A 24,170-nucleotide genomic window follows, 5' to 3' on the forward strand; every position below is an offset into this window, starting at 1 on the left:
TGTCTAAATTCAAACATTACTATCAATTTCCTACGCGAGGTATAAAAACAGCCACCCCTATATAGAACGACTGTATTCCTTATTCAGTTAAAGCCCCTTCAATGGCCTTCGCATGTTGTTATTGCTCAACAGAAAATGAACTTGTGAATTCATTAATTTCTTTGTTCATTTCCTTAGAACGTGTCCAATGAAGATAGTGATGACCCTGTAAGACTACAACTTTACTAGCAGGATGATTAGTTAATTGTGTCTGATAAAAAGACACGTTATTCTTGCCATCCTCTAATCCCTTTTCTTCTTTCGTTGTAAAGAATAAGACTGGAATAGTAGATGGTAACTTCATATCAACGGTTTTATCAATATTTTCTTTTATTTCATTGGCTTCAGCAACAACGTTTTTGTTGTAACCCTTCCATGCGGAAAGTGCCTTGGTCATTTTTAAATTTTTTTCGGAATAGGTGCCGTCATCTGCAATAGGTAAAAAAACTTGAGAATTAATATACAATGCTAATCTAGCGATTCCGGTTGGTGCCAGATATTTTAAAAACTTAGGCATTTTAGGTGCATCCTCACTAAAATATTCTAAAGCATGTGGTAATGTCGGGTCGATTCCTATGATACCTTTAACTTCCTCTGGGTATGTATTAGCAAAATACATACTGTAAATTCCTGAAACTGAATGAGGCATCAGAATATACGGGCCTTGTATGTTTGATTTTTTTAAGGCTACTCTTATTTCCTCTACAATGTTTTCAACTGTCCGTTCTTTTTTGGTTATATCACTCCATCCGTATCCAAACGGCTCTACCACTACTACTTTATTATTTTTTGAGATTTCATTTATTAAAGGGTCAAAATCCAATGCTGGTGCTGCTGTTCCGAGCCCGCTTAATAAAACGATTGTGTCAGCGCCCTCACCCTTTGTATAAATGTGTATATTTTCACCATCCACTTCAACTACTTCCCCTATGGGTTGGTATTTTGTTTGTTCATATACTGTCATAATATTACTAAAGGTAATCCAAATAACAAACGCTGCTAGAATGGAGAATAAAATATTTCTTAAAACTATCCAAATTCGATATCTTTTTTTAGTTTTCTTCATTACTTTTTATGACCCACTTTCTTTTTATCTATCATAAGTTAGCAACAAGATAATAGAAATGAGCCTCAGAAGTATTTTAAGATAAGTCTTAAGCCTTATAAAACTCTACATCTAATTTCATAAAACCCTCAAGATAGAATCTCCCATATTAGAGTTTTAATTTATTCCATTAACCTGTGTTGATCCTAACAAGTTATCTCCACGCCCCCTGCAATTAACCTAATAGTCTGATTATTTATTTATTTTTATCTCCTTTTGTTGTAGAATATGGTGGAATTCACTCACTTTAGTACTGAAAAGTATTATAGGGAATTAAGTAAAGAATCGCGATATCGGAAGGGGAATAATCATGACACGTGCTTACAATTTTAATGCCGGTCCTGCTGCATTACCGGAAGAAGTATTATTGAAGGCTAAACAGGAGTGGATGAACTTTGAAGGCAGCCATATGTCTGTTATGGAATTGAGCCATCGCAGCAAAGAATATGACAAAGTGCATTCAAAAGCTACCCATTTATTGAAAGAGCTATTAGATATTCCTGATAATTATGAAGTACTATTTTTACAAGGCGGAGCTAGTCTTCAATTTTCTATGGTACCTATGAATCTTCTTTCACCCGATAAATGCGCAAGCTATATTTTGACTGGATCCTGGTCTGAAAAAGCTTTAAAAGAGGCTCGTAAAATTGGACACACAGAAATTGCCGCTTCCACTAAGGATATAAATTATAAGCGTATTCCTGAACATAACAATATTTCTTTGAAACCTGATGCTGCCTATCTGCATATCACCAGTAATAATACCATTTACGGCACTCAGTGGCAGGAATTCCCCAAAACAAATACAGTTCCTCTGATTGCAGATATGTCCAGCGACATTTTAAGCAGGCGAATTAACATAACTGATTTTGGACTGATTTATGCAGGTGCTCAAAAAAACCTAGGTCCATCTGGCGTCACAGTCGTGATTATCCGGGATGACTTAATTAAAGAACATCAGCAATTACCAACCATGCTCTCTTATGATACTTATGCGGCTTCAAAGTCTTTATATAACACACCGCCGACTTTGGCCATCTATTTATTGGCCTTAGTCCTTGAGTGGACAAAAGATAAAGGCGGTGTTGACGAAATAGAAAAAATAAATTCACAAAAAGCCCAGATCATTTATCAGACAATAGACGAGAGTAACGGATTTTACAGTGGCCATGCCGAGAAAGATAGCCGCTCAACCATGAACATCACCTTTACTCTTCCTACTAAAGAATTATCCGACCTATTCATTCAAGAGTCCAAGAATGCTGGCTTCGTCGGTTTGGCGGGCCACCGTTCCATTGGAGGATGCAGGGCATCTATCTATAATGCAGTTCCGATTGAGCACTGCCAAAAGCTGGCCGACTTCATGAATAATTTTAAAAATAAGCATTAACATGTGTTAAATATTGCTAATGGGTGATATACTCTATATAACCTTTTCGCGGTTGGCAACGAGTGCACAATCGGAGAAGAAAATGAGATAAGCTTAGAATAGGAGAGATGAGAAGTGAATACGAAGAATTTGGTGACTTTATCACTGCTAGTTGGAATTGGTACTGTATTGCACACTGTCATGCCGGGAATTGTGTTTGGGATGAAGCCAGACCTTATGCTGATTATGATGTTCCTAGGGATATTTTTATTCCCTGATTTGAAAAGCACGGTACTGTTAGGCAGCGTAACCGGGGTCATATCCGGATTGACCACTACTTTCCCTGGAGGATTAATTCCAAATCTGATTGATAAATTTTTCACTGCTTTACTTATATATGCTATTTTTAGTATCGTTCAAAAGTTAGGCAAAACCTTTGCCTTTTCACTTGTACTGACTTTTATAGGTACACTGGTATCCGGCATGCTATTTCTTGGATCGGCCTATCTGATCGTTGGATTACCTGGACCATTTCTAGCTTTGGCAGCTGGCGTAGTCTTACCTGCAACAGTTGTTAATACTGTCGTAATGGCCCTTATACACCCCATTGCCAGCGGCATTTTAAAACGCTCGAATATAGCAGTTAACTAATAGAACAAGAGGATGCAAACCATAAAAGGTTAACATCCTCTTTTTACGTTCCTCTACTATCTACAACTTCCATATTAAGATTAATACCAAAAGAAGAACTGAAGCCCATATTCCACTCATATGAATCCTCTTCTTTAGTACACGTCTAGCTGGATATACGCCTCCTTTTCCCAGAGAAATGATTGAGTAAAACAATATACTTATAAACCCACTGAAGAGAATTAATATGAGTAAAAATAATGACACTTCCTCCTCCTCCTTTTCATCTACATATCTAATTGTATGCACATTCAATATTTATATGAAATAACATAATACTGGATGAAAAATAAGGTATAACCTAAAAACAAATGAATTTTTTTCCAAAAATAGTTTCCGAAAATAGCTTTTTACGTTTAAAATAATATAAAAAAAGGAATTGTTAAATATAAGGAATAATTTTAAAGGGTATTTTAACTTTATGTAGAAATCTGTTATGGAAAGATAAAATTGAGGTGAATAGCAATGAAAGGAAAATCATTATTAATTGGTTTTATTTCCGGGTTTACAGTAGCTGGAGTCTCAGTATTGTTAAGCACTCCTTCATCCGGACAAGAGCTCAGATTGAAGCTTAAACAATCGAAAGATGAGACTATGGACCTTCTTCAGGATGTAAAAAGAAGTATCGTCCAGTTAAAGAACGAATCCGTATCTGCAACCGCGGTCAGCAAGACACAGATTCAAGTGTTCGTAAAAGGTGTAAAAGAAGCATTGGAAGAATGGAAACAAGACAGCCAGGCACACACAAGTGCTATTCAAGTCCAAATTAATGATGTTGAAACAGCCATCCAGGAGCTTGAAACAGCTATATCTCCGCTCACTACAAAATAACTCAGCGCCAAGAAAATCTCGGTAAAAAAACTAAAAATTTGGCAAATTACCATTTTTGTTATTTAATATTTTATAAGGATAATAAATCAGTAAGATAAATTGAGAAAAGTAGGTGAGCGTATTATGACTGAAAATTTAAATTCCATCAAAGAAGCCATGCTATTTACCCAGCGGGTTGCTCAGCTTAGCAAAGCTCTCTGGAAAGCAATTGAAAAAGACTGGCAGCAGTGGATTAAACCCTATAATTTAAATATCAATGAACATCATATTCTATGGATTGCTTATCATCTTAAGGGAGCATCCATATCTGATGTGGCCAAGTTCGGTGTTATGCATGTATCTACAGCCTTTAACTTTTCAAAAAAGCTGGAAGAACGTGGTCTTCTCAGATTTTCAAAAAAGGAAAATGACAAACGTAACACCTATATTGAGCTTACAGATGAAGGGAACGAACTATTGCTTGAAATCGTAAGCGTATTCGATTCATCCAAGAACTCCGTCTATTTAGGTGCTCAACCCTTAAAAGACTTATACGGAAAATTCCCTGATATGATGGAAATGATGGCGATTGTTAAAAATATCTATGGTGACGACTTTATGAATATATTCGAAAAATCATTTGCAAATCTTGAGAATGAATTCACAGACGAAAATGGAATTCTCGAAAAAATTGAAAATCAAAAAGAGCCCATTCAATAATAATAGATAAAAGCGGACACTAATCTATCATACCTCCGCTTTTATCTTGAATGGGCTTGTGTATTTAATCACAATGTTTTATATATCCCTCGTTTTCTTCCCCCTCTTAATTTCCTGAGTAATTAATGTTCTAACGATTCATATTCTTTACAGAATTGATACTTTTTTGATAATGTTAGAGAGATACTAGCGTCAAGGAGGATAACAGGATGATACCTCTCATTTGGTTTTCATTATTTGCACTTTTTATTTTGTATTATATCAATAAATTATCAGACAGCTTCTGTACTAAAAAGGAATTGCCAGAAGCTAAACAGGCCAAATTTTTTCGAACAATCAATATCCTTATTACCATCCTGTTAATCTCTACTTATATTGAAATATTCTACACCATATAAAAGACGAGTGTTACTCACACTCGTCTTTCGTTCAACCTATAGATCATAAGTGACCTTTTAGAGGATTTTGCAAATGTCTGAATTCTTCTCCATAGTTGCCTGAGAATATACATGATTTCAGCTTGCATACGCCCAATTGGTACTCATGACCACGTTCGTGCAGCACTCTTTTGCAAATCTTGAATTAGTTAATCCAAGATGCTCCAATGATAACCAACAAGATAAATAAAACTACTAATAAAGCGAAACCTCCGCCGTATCCACCAGACATGTTGTATCCTCCCTTCAGTTACATACTTACTTAGTTAGTACACATATGACGCACCAACAATCACGAGTAGAATAAACAGAACTACGATGAAAGCAAATCCTCCACCAAATCCTTGACTCATGATCACACCTCCTTTTGAGCTGCTACCGTATCATATTCAATTTCCACAAAAAGGAATGGGCCTTTTGCTTAAATAAATGATTTTTAATGAAGACCCTAAACAGACTTAAAAACACATGAGATTCCATGAAAACGCTGATTAGAATTTAAGTAAGATTGTTCCAATTATTATAATTATCAAATAACATTTGTGCTTATCCTTTTTTTAACAGAATTTTTGTGTTATAGTTAGGCTTGTTATGAAATACTTTTACTTGGCAACACGCTAAAAGGAGTGTAATGGATGAAGAAATGGTTAATTACGTTGGCATCAGCAGCTTTACTTGTCAGTCTTGCAGCCTGCAATAATGAATCTGATGAAGCAGTGGTAGAAACGAAAGCAGGAAATGTTACTAAAGAGGAGCTTTATCAACAACTAAAAGATCAATACGGGGATCAAGCAGTAAAAGAACTCGTATATAAAAAAGTTCTCTCTGATAAATATAAAGTAACAGATAAAGAAGTGAATAAACAGGTTGAAGAAGCCAAAGAAAATCTTGGCGAAAATTTTGAAGCAGCTTTGGCACAGTCTGGCTTTAAAGATGAAGAAGCTTTTAAAGAATCTGTGAAATTCAATCTTTTACAGGAAAAAGCCGCTCTTGATACAATCAAAGTAACAGATAAAGAACTTAAGGATTACTATAATAACAAATATAAAATCGACTTAAAAGCTCGCCATATTCTTGTAGCAGATGAGGAAACAGCGAAAGAAGTAAAGGCTAAGCTTGATAAAGGTGAAAAATTCGAGGATTTGGCAAAAGAATATTCAACAGATACAGCCAATAAAGATAAAGGTGGAGACCTTGGTTGGTTTGGGGTTGGACAAATGGTAACTGCATTTGAAGATGCTGCATACGGCCTTGAAGTCAACAAAATTTCTGATCCTGTACAAACTGAGCATGGATTCCATATCATTCAAGTAACAGAGAAGAAAGAAAATGACAATCCTTCTTTTGAAGAATCCAAAGATGAAGTAACTAGAAACGTTAAAATGACCAAGCTAGATTCCGCAAAAGCTCAAGAAGCTATTCAAAAAGTGATTGATGATGCTGATGTTGAAGTAAAAGATAAAGATTTAAAAGATGCATTCTAATAGGTGAAACAGAAAACTCGACCGGTTTGGTCGAGTTTTTATTGTGCCATTGCTCTTTTTCTTTTTTCTTCTTCCATTCTTTCTATATAAACATTCCCCTCCTGTTCAATCCACGATTCATCAACTTTTTGCTCTTCCCTGATTGATTTTATGGTCATAAAGGCACTAAAGAAGATACCAGCTATGATTACTCCAATAAAAATTGACAAGCTTGTCCTCCCCCTCCTTAAGGATTAAGCATCCTTTTTAAAACTATATGCTTTTAAAAAAAAAATATGCTTTCCACTTAAAGGAAAGCATATTTTTAAAATCGATAATCTATTTGATATTCGGTTTATAAAGGCTGCGATTATCGAGAGGGAAGATTCGCTCTGTAAATTCTCCCGGTTTTACCCGATCAAGCGCACGATCCATCATATTCATTTTCGCATCCAAATTATCAATATAATGCAGAACCTCTGCCTCTTTAACCAATGGCGGTTTCGGACTTCCCCATTCCGCTTTTCCATGATGGCTTAAAACGATATGCTGAAGAATAAGAACTTCTTCCCCCTGAATATTTAATTCATCAGCAGCTTTACCGATTTCATTCACCATAATGGAAATATGGCCAAGCAAGTTGCCCTCCACTGTGTAAGTAGTCGCAATTGGTCCTGATAGTTCCTTCACTTTTCCGAGATCATGAAGGATGACTCCCGCATATAATAAATCTTTATTTAATGATGGGTATAGCTCAGCAATTGATTTTGCTAAGTTTAACATCGATACAACATGATATGCCAGACCAGAGAAAAATTCATGGTGATTTTTCGTGGCAGCAGGATATTCCAAAAACTCATTAAAATATTTTTTAACCAAATGTCTAGTAATCCGCTGTATATTAGGATTCGTCATCTCGAATATATATTTTGTAATCGTTTCAGACATTTCATTTTTTCCAAGAGGAGCAGTCGGCAATAAATCAGCAATATTAACCGTCTCATTATCGTACTTTAGGCGAATTGATCGAATCCGAAGCTGAAGCTTACCTTTATAATTTTGTATATCTCCTGTTACCCGTACGATTGCTTCCGGCATATACAGCTGTTCATCCTCAGGTTTTACATCCCAAAGCTTTGCTTCTATTTCTCCGCTTTTATCCTGGAAAATTAAAGATAAAAAAGGTTTTCCATTACTTGCTGTTCCTTTTATAGCATTCTTTATGAATAGATGAAGATCTATCGTATCTCCAACTTCATGATGGGCAATTCCCTTCATGTATATCCCTCCCCGGTCCATTCCAATATTTATTATATCATGCGAAGGCAAATTAATATTAAAAATCATCTTGTTAATTGGATGATATTCTGCCCATTAAACATCGCAGCAATATGATCATGGCAGGTAAAAAAGAGAACCTGATTCCCCTCTTTACTAATATGCTTTAATAGAGAAATCATTCTTTCCGTTCGCTTATCATCAAAATTGACAAACGTATCATCCATGATCAGCGGCCATTCTTTTCTTCCATCAATCGTACCCGCTAAAGCAAGCCTTATAGATACATAAGTAAGTTCTGCCGTCCCTCTGCTCAAATTTTTCGAATGAACCTCTAATCCCCTATGGTCCAATAAAGAGAGTCCCTCACCATTTTCTGAGAATAGGATTTTTTCATATCTTCCATTCGTAAGGTTACGTAGATACCCATTAGCTTGTTCAATAATTGCAGGCAGTTTTTCTTCTTTATACGTCGTTATAGACTCAGCCAGAGTCCCCTTCATGAGGCTGAGCGTTGTCCACTTCTTAGCCAACACTTGAAATTCCTGTTTTAAAAGCTGATGGTTATGAAGCAACGCCTCTACTGTTCCATCCTCCTCAAGCCTATTTATCTCGTACTTTACCTCTGCAAGTCTTTTTCGTAACCGATTTAATGTTGATTCATAGGAAGACTGCTCAGCCTCTTGTTCCTCAATTCTATCCTTTAAAACCAAGTCTGTAACAGAATGGTACTGATCGAGATTTGCATAACGTCCCAGCTGCCCAATCAATTGTCTCTTTGCTATGCTGAGCTGACTTCTTTCTTCGGCATCTCTACCGCGCTGATAGAACCCTTCCACTTCATGACAATCTGCTTCCTGAAGCAATTGCTGCTTTTCTTGATTTAGCTGTCTGCACAAGTCCTTTAAAGGTATAATTTCTTCCTCGAGCTCCTGTATTTTTTCGAGCATATTATTTTTTTGCCTATTGACCAATTCATTCTCTTTGTACTTCTGAACAATAGAGTAGTTTATTTGCTCGATACTTTGAGTGCCCGTAACACCAAATTCCTCTGAAAGCTTCCCTATATAGCGGATATACTCATCCTTTTTCTCCTCTGTATAAGCAAGCAATGAAATGAGTTTGCTCTTCTCCAACATAAGGTTTTTAATTTGTTCAATTCGCTCAAAAGCATCTGAAAGCATCGTACATGACACCTCATTAGGCAATGACCATTCATTTCCGAGCGTAATCAATTTATGTTTACAAAGCGCCAACTCTTTTTCCCATTCTTCAAAGGAATCAATTAAACTGTCAAATATTGCTTCCTGTTGCTCTTTGCGCAGTGATTCCAGCTTGTATTTTTCTCGATTTGCCGTATCCTCTTCAAGCATACTTTTTTGCATTCTGTAGCTTTGTTCATCAATTGAAATCGAAGATGATTTTTTTACAATTTCCTCATAGTAGTTAATTTCTTTCGCTAATTCCTCAGATTGCAATTGATTGCCATTCATCGAATTTATATATATAACGAGTACGATACCAACAACCGCCACAATCAATGCAACGCCAAGCTGTCCGCCTAAGATTAATAAAAGAACCGCCAAAATGGAAGCCAGTAAGACCGAGCCCAGAATAACTTTCTGTTTTTTCTTACCCTTTTTCTCTGATTCCAACGCTTGATTCCTTCGTTGCTTTAATCGCTGGATGACTTCCTTGGCTGACTTCTCTTCCTGTGCTGCCTTGTCAGCATGTTCATACTGCTCTACTATTCTTTTAAGCCTTTCTCTTTCATTTTCAGGCAGCAATTTTCTCTCATAAATTTCAGTGATTTGCTCGATTTGTTCCAATTTGACTCGTTCTTTTTCAAGCTGAGCATCAAGCTCCATCTTCTTCTTGGCAAGTGTATGCTTCTCTAATTCTATCTGTTTAATTTCTTCTTTCCGAAAGATACTTGTATCAAAACTTTCAACCATAACAGGATCAAATTGTGTATGTAATTCTCCCTGAAGCTTAATGATTTTATCCTCTATATGCTTTAATTCGATCGATTGAGTCCTAATTTCTTCGAGTAGGATGATCAATTTATCACTATAAAGCTCGGCTTGACGTACCCTCTCCCCACTTGCCAGCCACTGTTCATTGACTTGGAGGGAATCCTTTTCATTTTGGAGTACTTTCAATTTATTTAACTGAGTTTGCAGAAATGTTTCCTTTGCCGACCTTTCAGCCTCTATCTTTCCCATGCGCCCCATCCCATTTACCGGAAAAGGAGATTCTTCTAATTCTGACAGGCGCACTTCAATGGAAGCAAGCTCCTGAATGGATGGCAACAGTCTCTTCCAGTCCTTTAAATGAATTAAGTTCGTTTTTATTCGCTCTATTTGTTCTTGAGTGAGCGAAATTTCTTTACTTAGTTCCCTTTCTTCGCTCAAAAAGGTATTATAGCTTTTCTCTTTCTCCCTTGCTTTTTGAATTGCCTGGGAGCTTTGCTTTAATTCAGCCAGCTTTTGATTCAGAATAGGCTTCTTTCCACCTGGCTTAAATAGACTGTCCATTTGCTTTTGCAAGCCTGCTTCCATCTCCCAAAGCCTTTCACTGCCACTCATGCCAGCAAAAAAGAGATATTTGCCCAATTGATCTTCTTCCAGACGATAGATATCCTGCAAGCCGTCTAGATTAAAGGAGTATATAGATTCATAGAAGTTTCGGTCGACTCCCTTCAACCATTCTTTTATTTTCTCCTCCCCCCCTATTCTCCCAAACCTGTTATAAACTCCACATTCTGTACCCTGGTGCCCTTTAACTCTTTCAATCGTTATTTCACCTATTTCAGGGAGCTCAATGACCAGTTTTCCACCATACCGGCCGCTCCCCGACGGTTCGTAGGAGGCTGTTGTTTGGTTCTTAGCAGGGAATCCAAATAACATGGCATGGATAAAGGAAAAAATCGTTGATTTACCAGCCTCATTTTCTCCGTAGAATACATTTATATCTGATGTTAATTCTTGTTTGTAGTCTACAAATTTACCAAATCCATATATATGTATTTTCTTTATAATCAAAGCATTTTCTCCTCATTTTTAACGATTCAGGCGCTTTACTAATTCAAGCGTTGCCTCGTCCAAGATTTGCTGCCACTCGTTTTCCTCCCATGGCTCTATATATTTCCTTGCCGCAGAATGAGTAAAGAGAGCTTCCCCGTATTTCAGATACTGTTCAGAATTCATATTGACAGTTGTCCTCAAAAGTTCATCTATAAATGTATCAGACAGCTCTCCGCCTCCGCTTGCATAGCGGGGTGGAATCAGTGTACAGGAATGAATCCATACAGAAATCTCATCCATCTCCTCATCCTGTAGACCTTCAAGTAAATGATCCATATCCACAAACAGCCATTCAGGATTCATTTTGCAATCAGATGCATCGATCATGATATTCAGCAGAATAGACTTATCCGGCTCATACGCACCCTCTTTTATTTTATCCAGTTCAGCAATAAGTTCGTTTACAGATGAAATATGATCTGCCTGAATGGTTTCCGTTTTCCATTCAACTGTCGATACAGGTACAAATTCTAAAGAAGTATCTGACCCTGACATGGAGACTAGATAGAAGCCTTTTTCACCTGTCTCTTTTTTATTTCTCCCCTGCAAGCAGCCTGGATAAATGGCTGGTGGTTCCTGCAGAATTTCCATTCGTTTATGGATATGCCCGAGAGCCCAGTAATCAAATTGCTTACTAAGCAGCTCACTTCTGGTAAAAGGAGCATAGTTTCCATGAGCACTCTCTCCATCTAAATTACCGTGTAATATACCAATATGATAATCAGCATCGTCTGCCTTTTTATACTCCTGAATAACCCGATCATGTATATGGCGCTTATCATAACTGAATCCATAAAGATTTACGGTAGTTGCATCATTTTCTTTAATAAATTGTTTAACTTCTACTTCGCGTCCATACAGATGAACATTCGCTGGTAAGCTTATATCAAAGTAATTCCCATTCATGTAATCATGATTTCCATGAATTAAATAGACAGGAATCGAATAGTTTTCCAATCTTTCCATTTCAGCCTTAAATTTCAATTGTGCCTTCAAGTTTCGTTCTTCATTATCATAAATATCTCCAGCAAAAATAACAAAATCGATTCTTTCCTGAATTGCCGTATCCACAAGCCTTGTTAATGCTGAATATCCGCTGTTTTTTATTTTGTCATAAATGGCACTATGCATATGCTGAAATCCTGAAAAAACGCTGCCCAAATGCAGATCAGCTGCATGTATAAATTTTACGCCTCGCACTGTACCACACTCCTTCCATGCCATTTTACTACAAACGATTGTTCTTTTAATCAAAAAAAACGTAAATTTAATTATCTCATATACAAATACAATTAGATAAATATGACCTCCCCGTAATGAGCAAGGGGATTGCAAAGGATTCCTTTATTTAGGCAAACTAAATTTACTGCTAAGAACCATAAAAAACTCACTTCCCATTTGGAAGTGAGTCCTTGTTTACTTATTGCTGTTTGTTAAATCAAGTGCTTTTTTAATATCTTTAAAAGAACTTGAATTTCCATACATTAAAACTCCGCCTTTATAGACTTTAGCTCCAAAATAGGCTAATAGTCCAATCGTCACAAGCAGAATACCAATGCTTATCGCAATTTCGATATTGGATATTTCAAGCATTCCTATACGCATAAACATTAGCATAGGCGTGAAGAACGGAATATAGGATGACACCTTTATAAAGGTTGCTTCCGGATTGCCAAGCCCGGTCATGGCAAGCATGAAAGCCAGGATAACCAGCATGGTCATTGGCATGATCATTTGTTGCAAGTCTTCAATCTTACTTACTAAGGAACCAAGAAACGCTGCCATTGTTGCATATAATAAATAGCCTAAGAAGGTAAATATAACCGCATAAACAATCGTCTTCGCTTTCATATTGTCAAAGCCAAAAGCCTCGAAAATTTCTCCCATCCCACTGCTGCTTTTAAATGATAAATATCCAACCAGCACAAATATGGCAAGCTGTGTCAATGTCAGCAGAGCAATTCCAGTGATTTTCGCGAACATTTGCTGAATTGGTGACACACTTGAAATTAAGATCTCCATCACACGTGATGATTTTTCAATGGCCACTTCGTTGGCAATCATACCGGCATACACAATAACAGAGAAATAAATGACAAAGATCATCACATAGACTAGGCCGCGGGCCTGATTAAGCTCTTCCTCTGATTTAGCCTGATTATTTAATGGGACGACTTCAAAGGAAACTGGCTTATAGATAGCTGCCAGCTGCTCATCTGTTATGTTAACCTGCTTTGTTAGAATACTTGTTTGTATTTGCTGCAAAGCATTTTGAATTTCTGTACTTTCATTTGAATTGGCGATGGATTGGGCCTTATAGACACCTATTGGAATACCGTCTTGCTCTTCAAGCAATAAATATCCTTCCAATTCTCCCTCTTCTTCAGCTTTCTTTACTTCAGTTTCAGATTTATATGCTTTCAGGCTTAATTCGCTCCCACTACTATCAAGCTGCTTTTCCAGTGCGGCATAGAAATTGCCTGAATTTTCCACAACTCCAATTGTTGTATCACCTTCATCAAACAAACCGATAATTCGATCCAAGTTCGTAAAAGCGAGAACCATTAATAAAATAACTGCAGTCGAAATGACAAATGACTTACTTTTAACCTTTGATATATACGTCTGAAATGTCATAATCCAAAACTTATTCATATTGAGCACCAACCTTTTCAATAAAGATATCCTTCAAGGATGGTTCTTCCAATTCAAATTTACGTATGAAACCACGCTTAACTGTATCCTGTAAGATTAATTCGGCATTCTTCTCATCCGCAATTTGCAAATGAATTCCTTCCGTTACTTCTACTGCTTTTGTCACACCAGGATAATCAGTCAGGAATTTAAGATCAAAATCAGCATGTATAGATACATTCTTTTTGCCATAGGAACGCTTGATATCCTTTAGTGAACCATTAACGACTGCCTCTCCTTGCTTAAGTATGCAGAGCTGTTCACATAATTCCTCTACGTGTTCCATACGGTGGCTGGAAAAGACGATAGTTGTTCCGTTTTTTCTTAAATCATGAACCGCTTTTTTTAATAATTCAACATTTACAGGGTCCAAACCGCTAAATGGTTCATCCAAAATTAACAATTCTGGCTTATGTATAACAGAGGCAATAAATTGTATTTTTTGTTGATTTCCTTTAGAAAGGTCACCAACTCTTTTATCGAAATATTCCGGGACATTAAAGCGATCCAACCAGACTTTTGCTTCTTGCATTGCATCCAATTTGTTCATCCCTCGCAAACGAGCCAGATAAATTAATTGTTCACCCGTTTTAATCTTTGGATACAACCCTCGCTCTTCAGGAAGATAACCTATCGTCGAGCTTGTGGAATAGTCAATTTTCCTTCCCTTCCAACTAATGCTCCCTTCTGTAGGGTCCAATAAACCAAGAATCATTCTGAAAGTAGTAGTCTTACCAGCCCCGTTTGCCCCGAGCATACCAAACATCGTTCCCTCTCCCACATCAAGTGAAAGATGATTTACTGCTGTAAATTCTCCAAATTGTTTTACTACGTTATTTACCAGTAAAGTCAAAAGCATTTCCCCCTTTTATCAATTTTTATGTCTATATATATTCTAATCTATCCGCCCAGAGAATTGAAAGGTAATTCTAAACTTTACAAATTTTGTCTTCTTATGCGAAAATAATATCAACTGCTGATCAGCTGAATTTAGGAGGAATAAAGATGAAAATCTATAAATTAACCGTGTTTGAAGCAGATGGTGAAAAGATTTTAGAAGAATCGATTCAGGCAGAGAATGATGAAAGCGCAAAAGAACTTGGACAAAAGCTTTTAGCTGAAAAAGAATACGAAGAAAAGACACATCGGTTCACCTCACCGCTTGGCAAGCTACTATTATTCCATAGATAAGAAAAGGTTTGTATGATCCGTTTATAACGGAATCATACAAACCTTTTTATTTCCCTTTAAAATTAGGCTTCCTTTTCTCAACAAACGCCTTGATACCTTCTTCATGATCCTCTGTTTGTCTCATTACATATTGCGAGTATTTCTCCAATTCAAGCATCTTCAATAGCTTAGGACGATTTGTTTCAGCAAGAATTTTCTTCGTCCGGATCATAGACAAAATTGGTTTTGCCTGCCATTCTTTTACCTTTTTCTGAACCTCATCCTCAAGGCTATTCGTTGTTACCAGATCAACCAATCCAATTTCTGATGCCTGCTCAGCGCTCATCACTTTACCTTCCCAGATTACTTCCTGAGCTTTCAATTCTCCCAGTCTTCGTTCTAGAAAGAAGTGCCCTCCGCCATCAGGAATCAAGCCGATCCCAATGAAATTCATGGCTAATTTACTCTCCTGCTCTGCAATAATGCAGTCAGTGGCCAAGGCAAGGCTGAATCCAAGTCCCGCTGCTGCCCCGTGAACTGCTGCAATTGTTAATTTTGGCATCGTATACATGGCCATGGCTAGTTCGTTAATACAATCCATTATTCCATAAAAATCTTTTTCACTGCCTAAATTAAACATCGATTTTATATCGCCGCCTGAGCAAAATCCGTTGCCATTTCCTTTAAGAATAATAATTGTAATTTCCTCATCAAGACTCAATGCTTTTAATTCCTTGTTTAATTCAACAAGCATCTCTTTATTAAGAGCATTTAATACTTCAGGACGGTTTAATGACACGGTAGCTACAGTGCCTTCCTTTTCCACAAGCACGCTCTTGATAATAGAGGCAGGTTTCACTGGCAAAATCCCCTTTCAAATTTGATATATATTTATTATAAAGGTTTATGTAAGCGTTTTAACACAAAAAAGGTGTAATTTATTAGAATTATTTGTATATTAGAAGAAAAAATAACCGAGTTCTTCATCCAAACAAGAACTCGGTTTGTTAATTTCAGCGCAAAAATAATTCTTTTAAGTAATCAATTTTTTTAGTTGTATAATGCTCATAACTATCATTATAGGATTTTGGATCTTTTGGGTTGGCAAAGTGCGTGATTTTTCCAGTATCAGGATCAATGAATTTACTTGCTGCCCCACATCCAAGTCCTATGATCGTTTGCTGCTCCTCCATAATCAGGATATTATACAAGCTCTCCATTCCAGGTAATGAATATCCGACATTCTCCAGGTTACCCAGTATATTCTTTTGCCTGTATAAATAGTATGGATGGTATCCATGGGCTGCAGTCCACTTTTCAGCTTCATTCATCATTTGTTCTACTTCCGTACGATCCGCAACCTTATAGCGCATTTTATTTCTCGTCATCTCAGAAGCCCGTTTAAAGGATAACGTATGAACAGTCAATGATTCCGGCATCAATTTTTCTGTTTCGTGTAAACTATTCTTTAATTCAGGGACACCTTCACCCGGAAGCCCTATAATTAAATCCATATTCACATTATTCATACCGGCCTCTTTAGCCAGTTTATATTTTTCAATTGTTTCCTCTACCGTGTGATGTCGCCCAATCGCCTTCAATGTTTCCTGTGTATAGGACTGTGGATTAATACTGATTCGATCAATATTCCATTTTTTTAAGACCTTCAATTTTTCCGGTGTAATCGTATCCGGCCGACCTGCTTCCACCGTAATTTCCCGTACATTTTTAATATCAGGGAATGATTCATATAGTTCCTCGTAAAGAATGTCCATTTCTTCAGCTGATATACTCGTAGGTGTACCGCCGCCAAAGTAAATAGTAGTAATTTTTATATGATTGTCCTTCAGCCATTTACCGATTTCTCGCATTTCATAATGCAGTCCACCCAGAAATGATGTTACATTTCCCTGACGTCCATTAATTGCATAAGCGGGGAATGTACAATAGGCGCATTTAGTAGGGCAGAAAGGAATTCCTATATAAATGCTCACTTCCCTTTTCAAATCATATAAATCTGGAATGACTTCTAATTGACGGTCAGCAATTTCCTCCAGTAAATTTAATTTCTCGTCTGTAATGGAGTAGGAGGCGCTCAACTCTCTCTTGGCAACAGATGCATCTATATTCTTTTTCACATATTGATGCCACAATTTTGTGGGACGAACACCTGTCAACAATCCCCACTTCTGAATCATTCCTGTATGTTGTTCCAAAACCTTTAAAAAAACATAAGAATAGGAATGCTTTTTTTGCTTAAAAAGAGCCTTTTCATCCGCCTGATTCAAGACATCTCTTTCAAATGTGGATTCATGTACTTTATTAGATGTAGAATCCTCTAGTATCGCTTTTGTATATAATGTATGATTAATCATTTCTTGTTTTAATGTAATTGATAAATCCGATGGTGATTCATCGCTATTAAGCAGTGTTGCCTCTTCAAAAAATAAGTCCGCAATTAAAGATAAGGGCCGATACAGCCTTTCATCCTCAATGCCATTTATTAAAATACGCATGCCTATCCCCTTTTCAAAAATTCAATCCATATCAGTTTACTGAACATCAAGACAGCGGTCAATCACAAATAAACCATCTCTTCCTTATCATGACTATTTGGGAATGAAGCTATTCAGCCAATAAAAAAGCTTAGGAGACTGCCTAGGAGCGACAAGCATAAGAAGAGTACTGAGAGGAAGGGTCCTATTGAGCAAAGACTAAGAAGCACCACATCGCGTAGAAAGATCATTGTGAACTAAATCCTGCAGGCCTCCGCTGAGTATTTACTGATGACTTGAGTTCCTAGAAGCCGAAGCTGGATTCCATCAAAAGAGTAAAGGAATGGCCCCATTTAGGCGTTTGGCTGGATTATTGTTTGAATCGGTTGGATTATTACGGAGTTTGGCTGGATTTTCAGCTGAATCGGCCGGATTATTACGAAGTTAAGCTGAATCTATGCTCAATTCGGCTGGATTCATCCTCGTTGGGCTGAATATCCTACATCTCTTGCCAAGAATTAAGTACACAAAATTAATTTAATTGCCAAGAAAACTGTTTCAGCCCTCCATAGCACCTTTATCATCATAACGAAACCCTAAACCGACAATATTTATTACCGAAGCCCAATAAAAAAGGATAACCCCAGAGGAGCCATCCTTTTGGTAGGTGGTAAAAAACACCTTCAACACCTATTTAGTCAGTTTTGATATTCATCTTTTTTAAGAAGCCAATTGGATGCTGTCTTCTGAATACCTCTTTAATGAGATAGGCCACACCCAGTTCATCATTACTGCGGGTAATCCATTTGGCTGAGCGCTTTACCGCTGCATCAGCATTTGCCACAGCTACACCAAGTCCCACATTTCTTACCAGCTCCGATTCATCTTGATCACTGCCAATTAAGACCACTTCATTTGCTGCTATACCCCTGTTTTTTAATAAGTAGTTAAAAGCCTTCTCTTTTGTGACTTGTTCTGGTAAAATCACAAGTTTATTCGGATGACTCTCCTGGATCATTACGTTTTCAAACATCGCTTCAAGACCAGACTTTGCATCTATTCTGTCCTGTTTCTTATCTATATATATATCAATTTGCAATGGAGACATCGGATGGGTGCGTAAATACTCATCTAGAGAATCTACAAATTGCTGGGCATATATATTGGTCTCTCCCGGCGTCCATTTGATTCTTGCAAAGAGCGGTGTTGGAAGATCCATTCTATTTCCGATTGTCATATCCTCATGAATTAAACGGATGTGCCCGCTTAATTTTTCTAAAAAACGAATGATATCGAGGGTAGTGTTCTCAGGTATTCGCTTAACAAAAATAGGATTATGAAGATTCTCCAAAATAAAGCCACCCTGATGCGCAATAATATGCGGATTACATCTAAGAGCTTTTCCGGTTCTTTGTGTATAGTCATAATTTTCAGAGGTCATCAGAGCTACTTCTACTCCCTTTTTAGCAACGTATTCAATTGATTCTCTTGTATGAGTGTGGAGTTTTCCTTTTGAAGATAATAGTGCACCATCCATATTAATCATTAACAGTTTATATACCATGATGTCCAATCCACCTTTCATGATGCCCATATACATTCTGTATGAGGATTTTGGCAGAAATAGAACAGTTATAAAGAAAAAAGAACCGATTTAGCGCCCTGAACTTCCCTTCACCAATTAAATAAATCTAACTGGCAGAGAAGCTTCGACACTAATCGGTTCCATATATGCTTAGGATTGTGTTCCGTACAAGTCTTCCAATGGTTTTGTGATAATACGATTGAGATCTGTAAGGATGACGCTCATTTTTTGTTCAGCATCCATTAATTTAGAAATCGCTTCATGTTGTTGCACAAGCGCAACAGTTTTTTGAGCCTGCATTACTTCTTCTTCAGTAATTTCCTGACCCATCATTTGTTTTTGCTGAAGATTTAGCTGAATATCTCTGAAATTGTTAAACATCGTTCTTGCTTGCTCATCAGCCATTATCGCATTGTATTGATTCTTTAGTTCTTGGTATTCTGCACTTTCACGTATTCCTTTTTCTACTGTATACGCTAAATCATATAAATTAACTGACATCATATACCTCCTGTTTTCTATTACACTGAAGTCTCTCTTACTATACCATTATCGAAAGCATTATACATCCATTGTATGTTTACTGGAATGGTTTTAATTCATCAAAATCATAAAGATTCCCTGGAAAACTCCAATCAAGCCTCCTAATAGGGCTCCTAAATACGTAATCATTTTCAATTCACTTTTTGTGATAGACAGTACCATTTCTTCCAGACGAGCCACCGGAAAAGAAGCAACCTGATCACGGACAATTTCCTTTAGTTTCAATTTTTCCATTATGCTTGGTACTTTTTCAATTAAAATCGCTGCAACCTCTTCAATAACATTTGGCAGCAATCTTCCCTTGATGGTCTCATTCCATTCACCAGTTATCTGATTAAGTGTCAGATTAGATAAATCCACTTTTTTATAGCCGGTTATAATTCCTTTATGGAGTAAACTTCTCATTTCATCCAATGAATAGAATTCCTCCACGTCTGAAATCTGCTTATGTTTTATTTTATGCCACTCACTATGCAGGAGTTGTGTCAGCGTATCCCTAGTCCCAGGATTTGAGAGAAATTTAATAATCTCCGGCTGAAGTTTCTCGCCAAGATTTACATTTCCTAATAGCATCTGCATAATTCCACCGAGTTTTCCCCGTTCCCTCATGAAATCATCTGCCATTTTTTGAAGTCTTTCCTTACCTTGATTGCTGGCAAAAAAAGCGATTCCCTTATCCAAGATATAATGAGATACATCCGGTATTTTGTTCTCTATTTTCTCCTCAACACTTGCTGGTATAAAGGTTGCTATAGGTTTATTTTTATGCTGCAAATACCAATCCTCTAACCAATTTGTTGAATGCGATTCAATTTTTCTTACGATTAAATCCGGAATGTCAGCCAACCCAGCTTTTTCAAGCGCCTTTTCTATAGAGATCTCAGAAAAAATTGTTTTATCTAATATATTTTCTCCAATTCTCTTAGCTTCCACTTTGACAGTACCAGTAAGCAGTTTATTTTTAATACTCTCTGGAGTGATTAAGTGTTCTACAACCATCTTCCCCATCTGCTCAGCCAATTCGTCTCGTCTTTTCGGTATTAACCCAGGCGTAAATGGCAAGCGTTTACCAAAGATATAAATAGCCTCGTAGGGGTGGAATAGCATTTTTATGGCCAAGGCGTTTGTAATACCGCCTATTAAAGCCCCTACTACAACCACTGTGATAATCGTTATAAATGTACCCATAAGTAACTCCTTTTTAAAACTTCCTGTTTGTAAGAAATAGTTTAGTCTTTTCTACTATTAAATTGCAACCATCGGTGTCCATTTTTCAAAGATTTTGATGCTAGCTTTCCTTATACGAGGTTGTAATTGGATATAAATGCTTATTTAAAGTGTATAATTATGATTATTGCTATTAAATTTAGATTTGAGGTGCAATCTATTGATTAATCATTTTGAATGGAAATCATTATATGAAACAGAAAAAATACCTGGTTGGAAGTTTTCCTTCTACTTTGAAAAAAAACGGTATAAAGGAGTTTACCATAAAGATGGTTCTATTACTTGGATTGAAACACAGCCATCTGACTATGCTAAAGCAGAATTAGAATCCAGAGTACATGAATTGATGCTTTATCATGTATATGATAATCAATAGACTATGATACAAAATATTTGGAGGATTACTCATGAACACTGACTTACTTATACTCTTTCCCAACGCAATCCGTGTTTCATATCCGTTGGAGGATCAATCCTATTATTGGTACATAGAAAATGCGAATCAATATATCGGTATTCCAAAAAGGTCTGTATCATCTGATCAATTGGCTCTATTAAATATTTTTTTAGAACCCTTTTTGCTTCATACTGAAGAACTTAATAGATCTGCACAGCAAATGCATTGGCACAAATTATTATACCAACAGGATTCTGCACCATTGCCGAAAATTGAAGATGGGTCATACCGCTTTATTCATTATAATCTTCCAAACAATGATATTAATATTACAGACTTCTCCGATGCTATAAATGGCTTTTTTCATGACCCGGTCATTTGCTGGAAGGACCCATCTAGCGGAGTCATTATAGAAAACACCAAATCCACTTTGCTCACAAATCAAGATTTTAATGCTGTCATTCATACCCTTGAAAGCGATTTATACGCACATTTCCGTTTATTTATAGGAAATAATTATCCGCTTTCGAATGAAATCATAACGTATTTTTCTTCAGAAGATACTTGCTTTAAAACCATACGTCTGTATAACTCAAAAGATAAAGTCATTACTTTTTCTTCAGCTTTTTTGGATCTTTTATTACTAGGTAAAAATCAAACTTTATGTATAACTCTAGCTAAAAATCTACTCGGCACTTTAGAAAATGAAAAAGATCTACTCCAAACTATTATGATTTACATTAAAGCTAATGCCAATGCTACTGTTGCTGCAAAACAGCTTTTTCTTCACCGTAACAGTCTGAAATATCGTCTTGATAAATTTTATGAAATTACCAATCTCGATGTTCGAAAATTCGAAGACAGCTTATGTGCCTATTTAGCTATCCGGTTACTGGAGAATACAAATTAACTATAAGTGCAACCAGCCCATTTCATAATCATTATATTTGTGCAAATTGAACATATATTTTTAACTATTAGACTAGTAAAATTATTTGTGAAAAGGGTTTCATTATTACATAGTTATCAAGGAGGACATTTAAAGATGGCTCAGTTAAAATTAGAAAATATTTATAAAGTTTATGATAATAAGGTAACTGCAGTAACCGATTTTAATTTACACATAAAAGATAAAGAGTTTATCGTTTTCGTAGGTCCATCTGGATGTGGTAAATCCACAACCTTACGTATGATCGCCGGATTAGAAGAAATCTCTAAAGGTGACTTCTATATTGATGATAAACGCGTGAATGATGTACCTCCAAAAGACCGTGATATTGCAATGGTTTTCCAAAACTATGCATTATATCCTCATATGAGTGTATATGATAATATGGCTTTTGGACTAAAGCTTCGTAAATTTGATAAAGCTGAAATCGATCGCCGCGTTAAAGATGCAGCACGTATTCTTGGTCTCGAGGAATATTTAAATCGTAAACCAAAAGCTCTTTCCGGCGGTCAACGTCAGCGTGTTGCATTGGGCCGTGCTATCGTTCGTGACGCAAAAGTTTTCCTTATGGATGAGCCTTTGTCTAACCTGGATGCTAAATTGCGCGTACAAATGCGTGCTGAAATCGCTAAGCTTCATCAAAGATTAAATACAACTACAATTTATGTAACACATGACCAAACAGAAGCAATGACAATGGCTACTCGTCTGGTAGTTATGAAAGACGGCTTCATCCAACAAGTCGGTGCACCGAAAGACGTTTATGAAAATCCAGAAAACATCTTTGTAGGTGGATTTATCGGATCTCCTGCCATGAACTTTATTAATGGTAAATTAGAAGATGGATATTTTGTAACCGGCAGCACTCGCATCGCCGTACCTGAAGGTAAATTAAGCTATTTGCGTAAACAAGACTATATAGGTAAAGACGTTGTCCTTGGCATTCGTCCTGAGGATATCCATGATGAACCTATATTCATGGATGCATCCCCAGAAACTACAGTCAGCTGCATAATTGAAGTGGCAGAATTAATGGGTGCTGAAACGATGCTTTATACTCAAATTGAAGGTCAATCCATCGTAGCACGTATCGATTCCCGTTCTGATATCAGTCCAATGGATACCATTAAATTAGGATTAGATATCAACAAAGCACACTTCTTTGATAAAGACACTGAGTTAAGAATTCGCCCATAATTAATTATAAAAACTCAAAGCCAAATCTCTCGGGATTTTGGCTTTTTTGTTTCCTGATATGGCTTTAATTCAGTTTTCAGGAATTATAATTATTCTCAAATATACATTTCGTGAATAGATACTACCTCGTCGTTTCCACATTGACTGCAGGATAAAAGATGTTTGCATATATTTTGTCTTACAGATTGAGGATCTCCGTCCGTTTGTTTTTGTATATTGGTTTCCAGGTATGCACTATAGTCGTCATAGTAATCCATTACCTTCCCAAAGTCCTCCATATTTATATCACAATTTTTACATAAGTATTCTATAGAAGTTAGACCATTACATAAAGGACATTCCATATTATCCTCTCCAAACCTTTTCTTTTCCTTAGCGTTTCACCCATGAGATTTTTTATGTTCATGGAATCCAGATAATATTTTCCTGCTTGTACACCCTTACGAATATTATCAACTCCAGCTTTTACCTTTTTATATCTATGTATAAATTAAAGTGTGACCTTCCATACTAGCTAGTAGAAAGACGCACTCACATCAATGGGTCAAGCCGTTTAGGGCTTAGGAGATTTCATACGATAATCTCCTGTATGTCGGTTCAAATCCGACTGACCCAGCCAAATAAATCATTTTTTTAAAGGAGATTAACATCATGGCTCAAAACAGCTCAAACAATAACTCTAATCAATTGGTTGCTCCAGGTGCAGCAGAAGCAATCAATCAAATGAAATACGAAATATCTACTGAGTTTGGAGTACAACTTGGTGCTGAAACAACAGCTCGCGCAAACGGATCTGTTGGAGGGGAAATCACAAAAAGACTTGTTCGTATGGGTGAACAACAAATCAGCGGCAGATCTCAATCTTAATTAAAAATTTCATATAAAATGGCTAAAACCCCCTTCCGAACAATTCGGA

Annotated in this window: 26 protein-coding genes; 11 read left to right on the forward strand and 15 right to left on the reverse strand. The window is 36.7% G+C overall.

Annotation, left to right across the window (positions count from 1 at the left end):
- Nucleotides 1-118 precede the first annotated feature (118 nt).
- Nucleotides 119-1,105 carry an alpha/beta fold hydrolase gene (locus FHY45_RS04470; RefSeq protein ID WP_257468977.1) on the reverse strand — a complete coding sequence of 329 codons (987 nt, stop codon included), beginning with the start codon at nt 1,103-1,105 and terminating at the stop codon, nt 119-121.
- Between the two features lie 349 nt (nt 1,106-1,454).
- On the opposite strand from FHY45_RS04470, the gene serC reads away from it, so the two are divergent.
- Together serC and FHY45_RS04480 are read left to right on the forward strand one after the other, a co-directional pair.
- Entirely contained in the window at nt 1,455-2,534 is a 1,080-nt protein-coding gene (gene serC / locus FHY45_RS04475; RefSeq protein ID WP_066101865.1) for a 3-phosphoserine/phosphohydroxythreonine transaminase, read from the forward strand.
- Nucleotides 2,535-2,648: 114 nt separating this feature from the next.
- Entirely contained in the window at nt 2,649-3,164 is a 516-nt protein-coding gene (locus FHY45_RS04480; protein ID WP_066101867.1) for a tryptophan transporter, read from the forward strand.
- A gap of 60 nt (nt 3,165-3,224) precedes the next feature.
- Here FHY45_RS04480 and yhzF read toward each other — a convergent pair whose 3' ends face one another.
- On the reverse strand, nt 3,225-3,452 hold the full coding sequence (gene yhzF / locus FHY45_RS21290; RefSeq protein WP_483861443.1) for a membrane protein YhzF: 228 nt from the start codon (nt 3,450-3,452) through the stop codon (nt 3,225-3,227).
- 216 nt (nt 3,453-3,668) lie between these two features.
- Here yhzF and FHY45_RS04485 point away from each other — a divergent pair, with 216 nt between their 5' ends.
- The 3 genes from FHY45_RS04485 to FHY45_RS20790 all read left to right on the forward strand — a co-directional run bounded on the left by FHY45_RS04485 (nt 3,669) and on the right by FHY45_RS20790 (nt 5,131).
- Nucleotides 3,669-4,034, forward strand: coding sequence for a YtxH domain-containing protein (locus FHY45_RS04485; RefSeq protein WP_139891499.1), 366 nt, complete (start codon nt 3,669-3,671; stop codon nt 4,032-4,034).
- Nucleotides 4,035-4,157: 123 nt separating this feature from the next.
- Nucleotides 4,158-4,733: an HTH-type transcriptional regulator Hpr gene (locus FHY45_RS04490; protein WP_066101876.1), complete on the forward strand. Its 576-nt coding sequence runs from the start codon at nt 4,158-4,160 to the stop codon at nt 4,731-4,733.
- A gap of 209 nt (nt 4,734-4,942) precedes the next feature.
- Complete coding sequence (locus FHY45_RS20790) at nt 4,943-5,131, forward strand: hypothetical protein (RefSeq protein WP_066101879.1); 189 nt, start codon at nt 4,943-4,945, stop codon at nt 5,129-5,131.
- Nucleotides 5,132-5,315: 184 nt separating this feature from the next.
- Here FHY45_RS20790 and FHY45_RS04500 read toward each other — a convergent pair whose 3' ends face one another.
- Complete coding sequence (locus FHY45_RS04500) at nt 5,316-5,402, reverse strand: YjcZ family sporulation protein (RefSeq protein ID WP_066101882.1); 87 nt, start codon at nt 5,400-5,402, stop codon at nt 5,316-5,318.
- A 34-nt stretch (nt 5,403-5,436) separates the two neighbouring features.
- The gene (locus tag FHY45_RS04505; protein ID WP_066101885.1) at nt 5,437-5,523 is read right to left on the reverse strand and encodes a YjcZ family sporulation protein; all 87 of its coding nucleotides are present in this window, start codon (nt 5,521-5,523) and stop codon (nt 5,437-5,439) included.
- Nucleotides 5,524-5,805: 282 nt separating this feature from the next.
- Here FHY45_RS04505 and FHY45_RS04510 point away from each other — a divergent pair, with 282 nt between their 5' ends.
- Complete coding sequence (locus FHY45_RS04510) at nt 5,806-6,654, forward strand: peptidylprolyl isomerase (RefSeq protein WP_066101888.1); 849 nt, start codon at nt 5,806-5,808, stop codon at nt 6,652-6,654.
- Nucleotides 6,655-6,692: 38 nt separating this feature from the next.
- Here the strand turns inward: FHY45_RS04510 and FHY45_RS04515 are convergent, their stop codons facing one another.
- The 6 genes from FHY45_RS04515 to FHY45_RS04540 form a co-directional block, all read right to left on the reverse strand.
- Nucleotides 6,693-6,863: a sporulation YhaL family protein gene (locus tag FHY45_RS04515; protein ID WP_066101891.1), complete on the reverse strand. Its 171-nt coding sequence runs from the start codon at nt 6,861-6,863 to the stop codon at nt 6,693-6,695.
- Nucleotides 6,864-6,972: 109 nt separating this feature from the next.
- On the reverse strand, nt 6,973-7,911 hold the full coding sequence (yhaM, locus tag FHY45_RS04520; RefSeq protein ID WP_066101894.1) for a 3'-5' exoribonuclease YhaM: 939 nt from the start codon (nt 7,909-7,911) through the stop codon (nt 6,973-6,975).
- A 65-nt stretch (nt 7,912-7,976) separates the two neighbouring features.
- Nucleotides 7,977-10,955 carry an ATP-binding protein gene (locus FHY45_RS04525; RefSeq protein WP_139891500.1) on the reverse strand — a complete coding sequence of 993 codons (2,979 nt, stop codon included), beginning with the start codon at nt 10,953-10,955 and terminating at the stop codon, nt 7,977-7,979.
- 18 nt (nt 10,956-10,973) lie between these two features.
- Nucleotides 10,974-12,197: a metallophosphoesterase family protein gene (locus FHY45_RS04530; protein WP_180349927.1), complete on the reverse strand. Its 1,224-nt coding sequence runs from the start codon at nt 12,195-12,197 to the stop codon at nt 10,974-10,976.
- Between the two features lie 216 nt (nt 12,198-12,413).
- Nucleotides 12,414-13,652, reverse strand: a complete 1,239-nt coding sequence (locus tag FHY45_RS04535) for an ABC transporter permease (protein WP_139891502.1) — start codon at nt 13,650-13,652, stop codon at nt 12,414-12,416.
- Nucleotides 13,645-14,544, reverse strand: coding sequence for an ABC transporter ATP-binding protein (locus FHY45_RS04540; protein ID WP_139891503.1), 900 nt, complete (start codon nt 14,542-14,544; stop codon nt 13,645-13,647). The genes FHY45_RS04535 and FHY45_RS04540 overlap by 8 nt, the downstream gene beginning before the upstream one ends.
- Nucleotides 14,545-14,696: 152 nt before the next feature.
- Here FHY45_RS04540 and FHY45_RS04545 point away from each other — a divergent pair, with 152 nt between their 5' ends.
- Entirely contained in the window at nt 14,697-14,882 is a 186-nt protein-coding gene (locus FHY45_RS04545; protein WP_139891504.1) for a YhzD family protein, read from the forward strand.
- Between the two features lie 46 nt (nt 14,883-14,928).
- Here the strand turns inward: FHY45_RS04545 and FHY45_RS04550 are convergent, their stop codons facing one another.
- The 5 genes from FHY45_RS04550 to FHY45_RS04570 form a co-directional block, all read right to left on the reverse strand.
- Nucleotides 14,929-15,720 (reverse strand): enoyl-CoA hydratase, encoded by a 792-nt coding sequence (locus FHY45_RS04550; protein ID WP_139891505.1) that lies wholly within the window; start codon nt 15,718-15,720, stop codon nt 14,929-14,931.
- Nucleotides 15,721-15,874: 154 nt separating this feature from the next.
- A complete protein-coding gene (locus tag FHY45_RS04555; protein WP_139891506.1) occupies nt 15,875-17,377 on the reverse strand; it encodes a coproporphyrinogen III oxidase in 1,503 nt (500 codons plus the stop codon).
- 673 nt (nt 17,378-18,050) lie between these two features.
- Nucleotides 18,051-18,920, reverse strand: a complete 870-nt coding sequence (locus FHY45_RS04560) for an HAD hydrolase family protein (protein ID WP_066101926.1) — start codon at nt 18,918-18,920, stop codon at nt 18,051-18,053.
- 171 nt (nt 18,921-19,091) lie between these two features.
- Nucleotides 19,092-19,442, reverse strand: coding sequence for a YlbF/YmcA family competence regulator (locus FHY45_RS04565; RefSeq protein WP_066101929.1), 351 nt, complete (start codon nt 19,440-19,442; stop codon nt 19,092-19,094).
- Between the two features lie 93 nt (nt 19,443-19,535).
- Nucleotides 19,536-20,672: a DUF445 domain-containing protein gene (locus FHY45_RS04570; RefSeq protein ID WP_139891507.1), complete on the reverse strand. Its 1,137-nt coding sequence runs from the start codon at nt 20,670-20,672 to the stop codon at nt 19,536-19,538.
- A gap of 199 nt (nt 20,673-20,871) precedes the next feature.
- Between FHY45_RS04570 and FHY45_RS04575 the strand changes: the two genes are divergently transcribed.
- From FHY45_RS04575 to FHY45_RS04595, 4 genes are all read left to right on the forward strand, one after another.
- Nucleotides 20,872-21,087, forward strand: a complete 216-nt coding sequence (locus tag FHY45_RS04575) for a YheE family protein (protein ID WP_066101936.1) — start codon at nt 20,872-20,874, stop codon at nt 21,085-21,087.
- Between the two features lie 31 nt (nt 21,088-21,118).
- The gene (locus FHY45_RS04580) at nt 21,119-22,018 is read left to right on the forward strand and encodes a PucR family transcriptional regulator (protein WP_066101938.1); all 900 of its coding nucleotides are present in this window, start codon (nt 21,119-21,121) and stop codon (nt 22,016-22,018) included.
- A 135-nt stretch (nt 22,019-22,153) separates the two neighbouring features.
- A complete protein-coding gene (locus FHY45_RS04585; RefSeq protein WP_066101941.1) occupies nt 22,154-23,254 on the forward strand; it encodes an ABC transporter ATP-binding protein in 1,101 nt (366 codons plus the stop codon).
- A 651-nt stretch (nt 23,255-23,905) separates the two neighbouring features.
- Entirely contained in the window at nt 23,906-24,121 is a 216-nt protein-coding gene (locus tag FHY45_RS04595) for an alpha/beta-type small acid-soluble spore protein (protein WP_066101945.1), read from the forward strand.
- The last annotated feature ends 49 nt before the right edge of the window (nt 24,122-24,170 follow it).

The organism is Bacillus sp. D386, from assembly GCF_006346415.1.

Coding starts and splice junctions, on each gene's coding strand:
- FHY45_RS04560 (WP_066101926.1), bottom strand. CDS start 18,920: ATGGTATATAAACTGTTAATGATTAATATGGATGGTGCACTATTATCT.
- FHY45_RS04555 (WP_139891506.1), bottom strand. CDS start 17,377: ATGCGTATTTTAATAAATGGCATTGAGGATGAAAGGCTGTATCGGCCC.
- FHY45_RS04595 (WP_066101945.1), top strand. CDS start 23,906: ATGGCTCAAAACAGCTCAAACAATAACTCTAATCAATTGGTTGCTCCA.
- FHY45_RS04500 (WP_066101882.1), bottom strand. CDS start 5,402: ATGTCTGGTGGATACGGCGGAGGTTTCGCTTTATTAGTAGTTTTATTT.
- FHY45_RS04585 (WP_066101941.1), top strand. CDS start 22,154: ATGGCTCAGTTAAAATTAGAAAATATTTATAAAGTTTATGATAATAAG.
- serC (WP_066101865.1), top strand. CDS start 1,455: ATGACACGTGCTTACAATTTTAATGCCGGTCCTGCTGCATTACCGGAA.
- FHY45_RS04485 (WP_139891499.1), top strand. CDS start 3,669: ATGAAAGGAAAATCATTATTAATTGGTTTTATTTCCGGGTTTACAGTA.
- FHY45_RS04580 (WP_066101938.1), top strand. CDS start 21,119: ATGAACACTGACTTACTTATACTCTTTCCCAACGCAATCCGTGTTTCA.
- FHY45_RS04490 (WP_066101876.1), top strand. CDS start 4,158: ATGACTGAAAATTTAAATTCCATCAAAGAAGCCATGCTATTTACCCAG.
- FHY45_RS04510 (WP_066101888.1), top strand. CDS start 5,806: ATGAAGAAATGGTTAATTACGTTGGCATCAGCAGCTTTACTTGTCAGT.
- FHY45_RS04545 (WP_139891504.1), top strand. CDS start 14,697: ATGAAAATCTATAAATTAACCGTGTTTGAAGCAGATGGTGAAAAGATT.
- yhaM (WP_066101894.1), bottom strand. CDS start 7,911: ATGAAGGGAATTGCCCATCATGAAGTTGGAGATACGATAGATCTTCAT.
- FHY45_RS04505 (WP_066101885.1), bottom strand. CDS start 5,523: ATGAGTCAAGGATTTGGTGGAGGATTTGCTTTCATCGTAGTTCTGTTT.
- FHY45_RS04565 (WP_066101929.1), bottom strand. CDS start 19,442: ATGTCAGTTAATTTATATGATTTAGCGTATACAGTAGAAAAAGGAATA.
- FHY45_RS04570 (WP_139891507.1), bottom strand. CDS start 20,672: ATGGGTACATTTATAACGATTATCACAGTGGTTGTAGTAGGGGCTTTA.
- FHY45_RS04470 (WP_257468977.1), bottom strand. CDS start 1,105: ATGAAGAAAACTAAAAAAAGATATCGAATTTGGATAGTTTTAAGAAAT.
- FHY45_RS04535 (WP_139891502.1), bottom strand. CDS start 13,652: ATGAATAAGTTTTGGATTATGACATTTCAGACGTATATATCAAAGGTT.
- FHY45_RS20790 (WP_066101879.1), top strand. CDS start 4,943: ATGATACCTCTCATTTGGTTTTCATTATTTGCACTTTTTATTTTGTAT.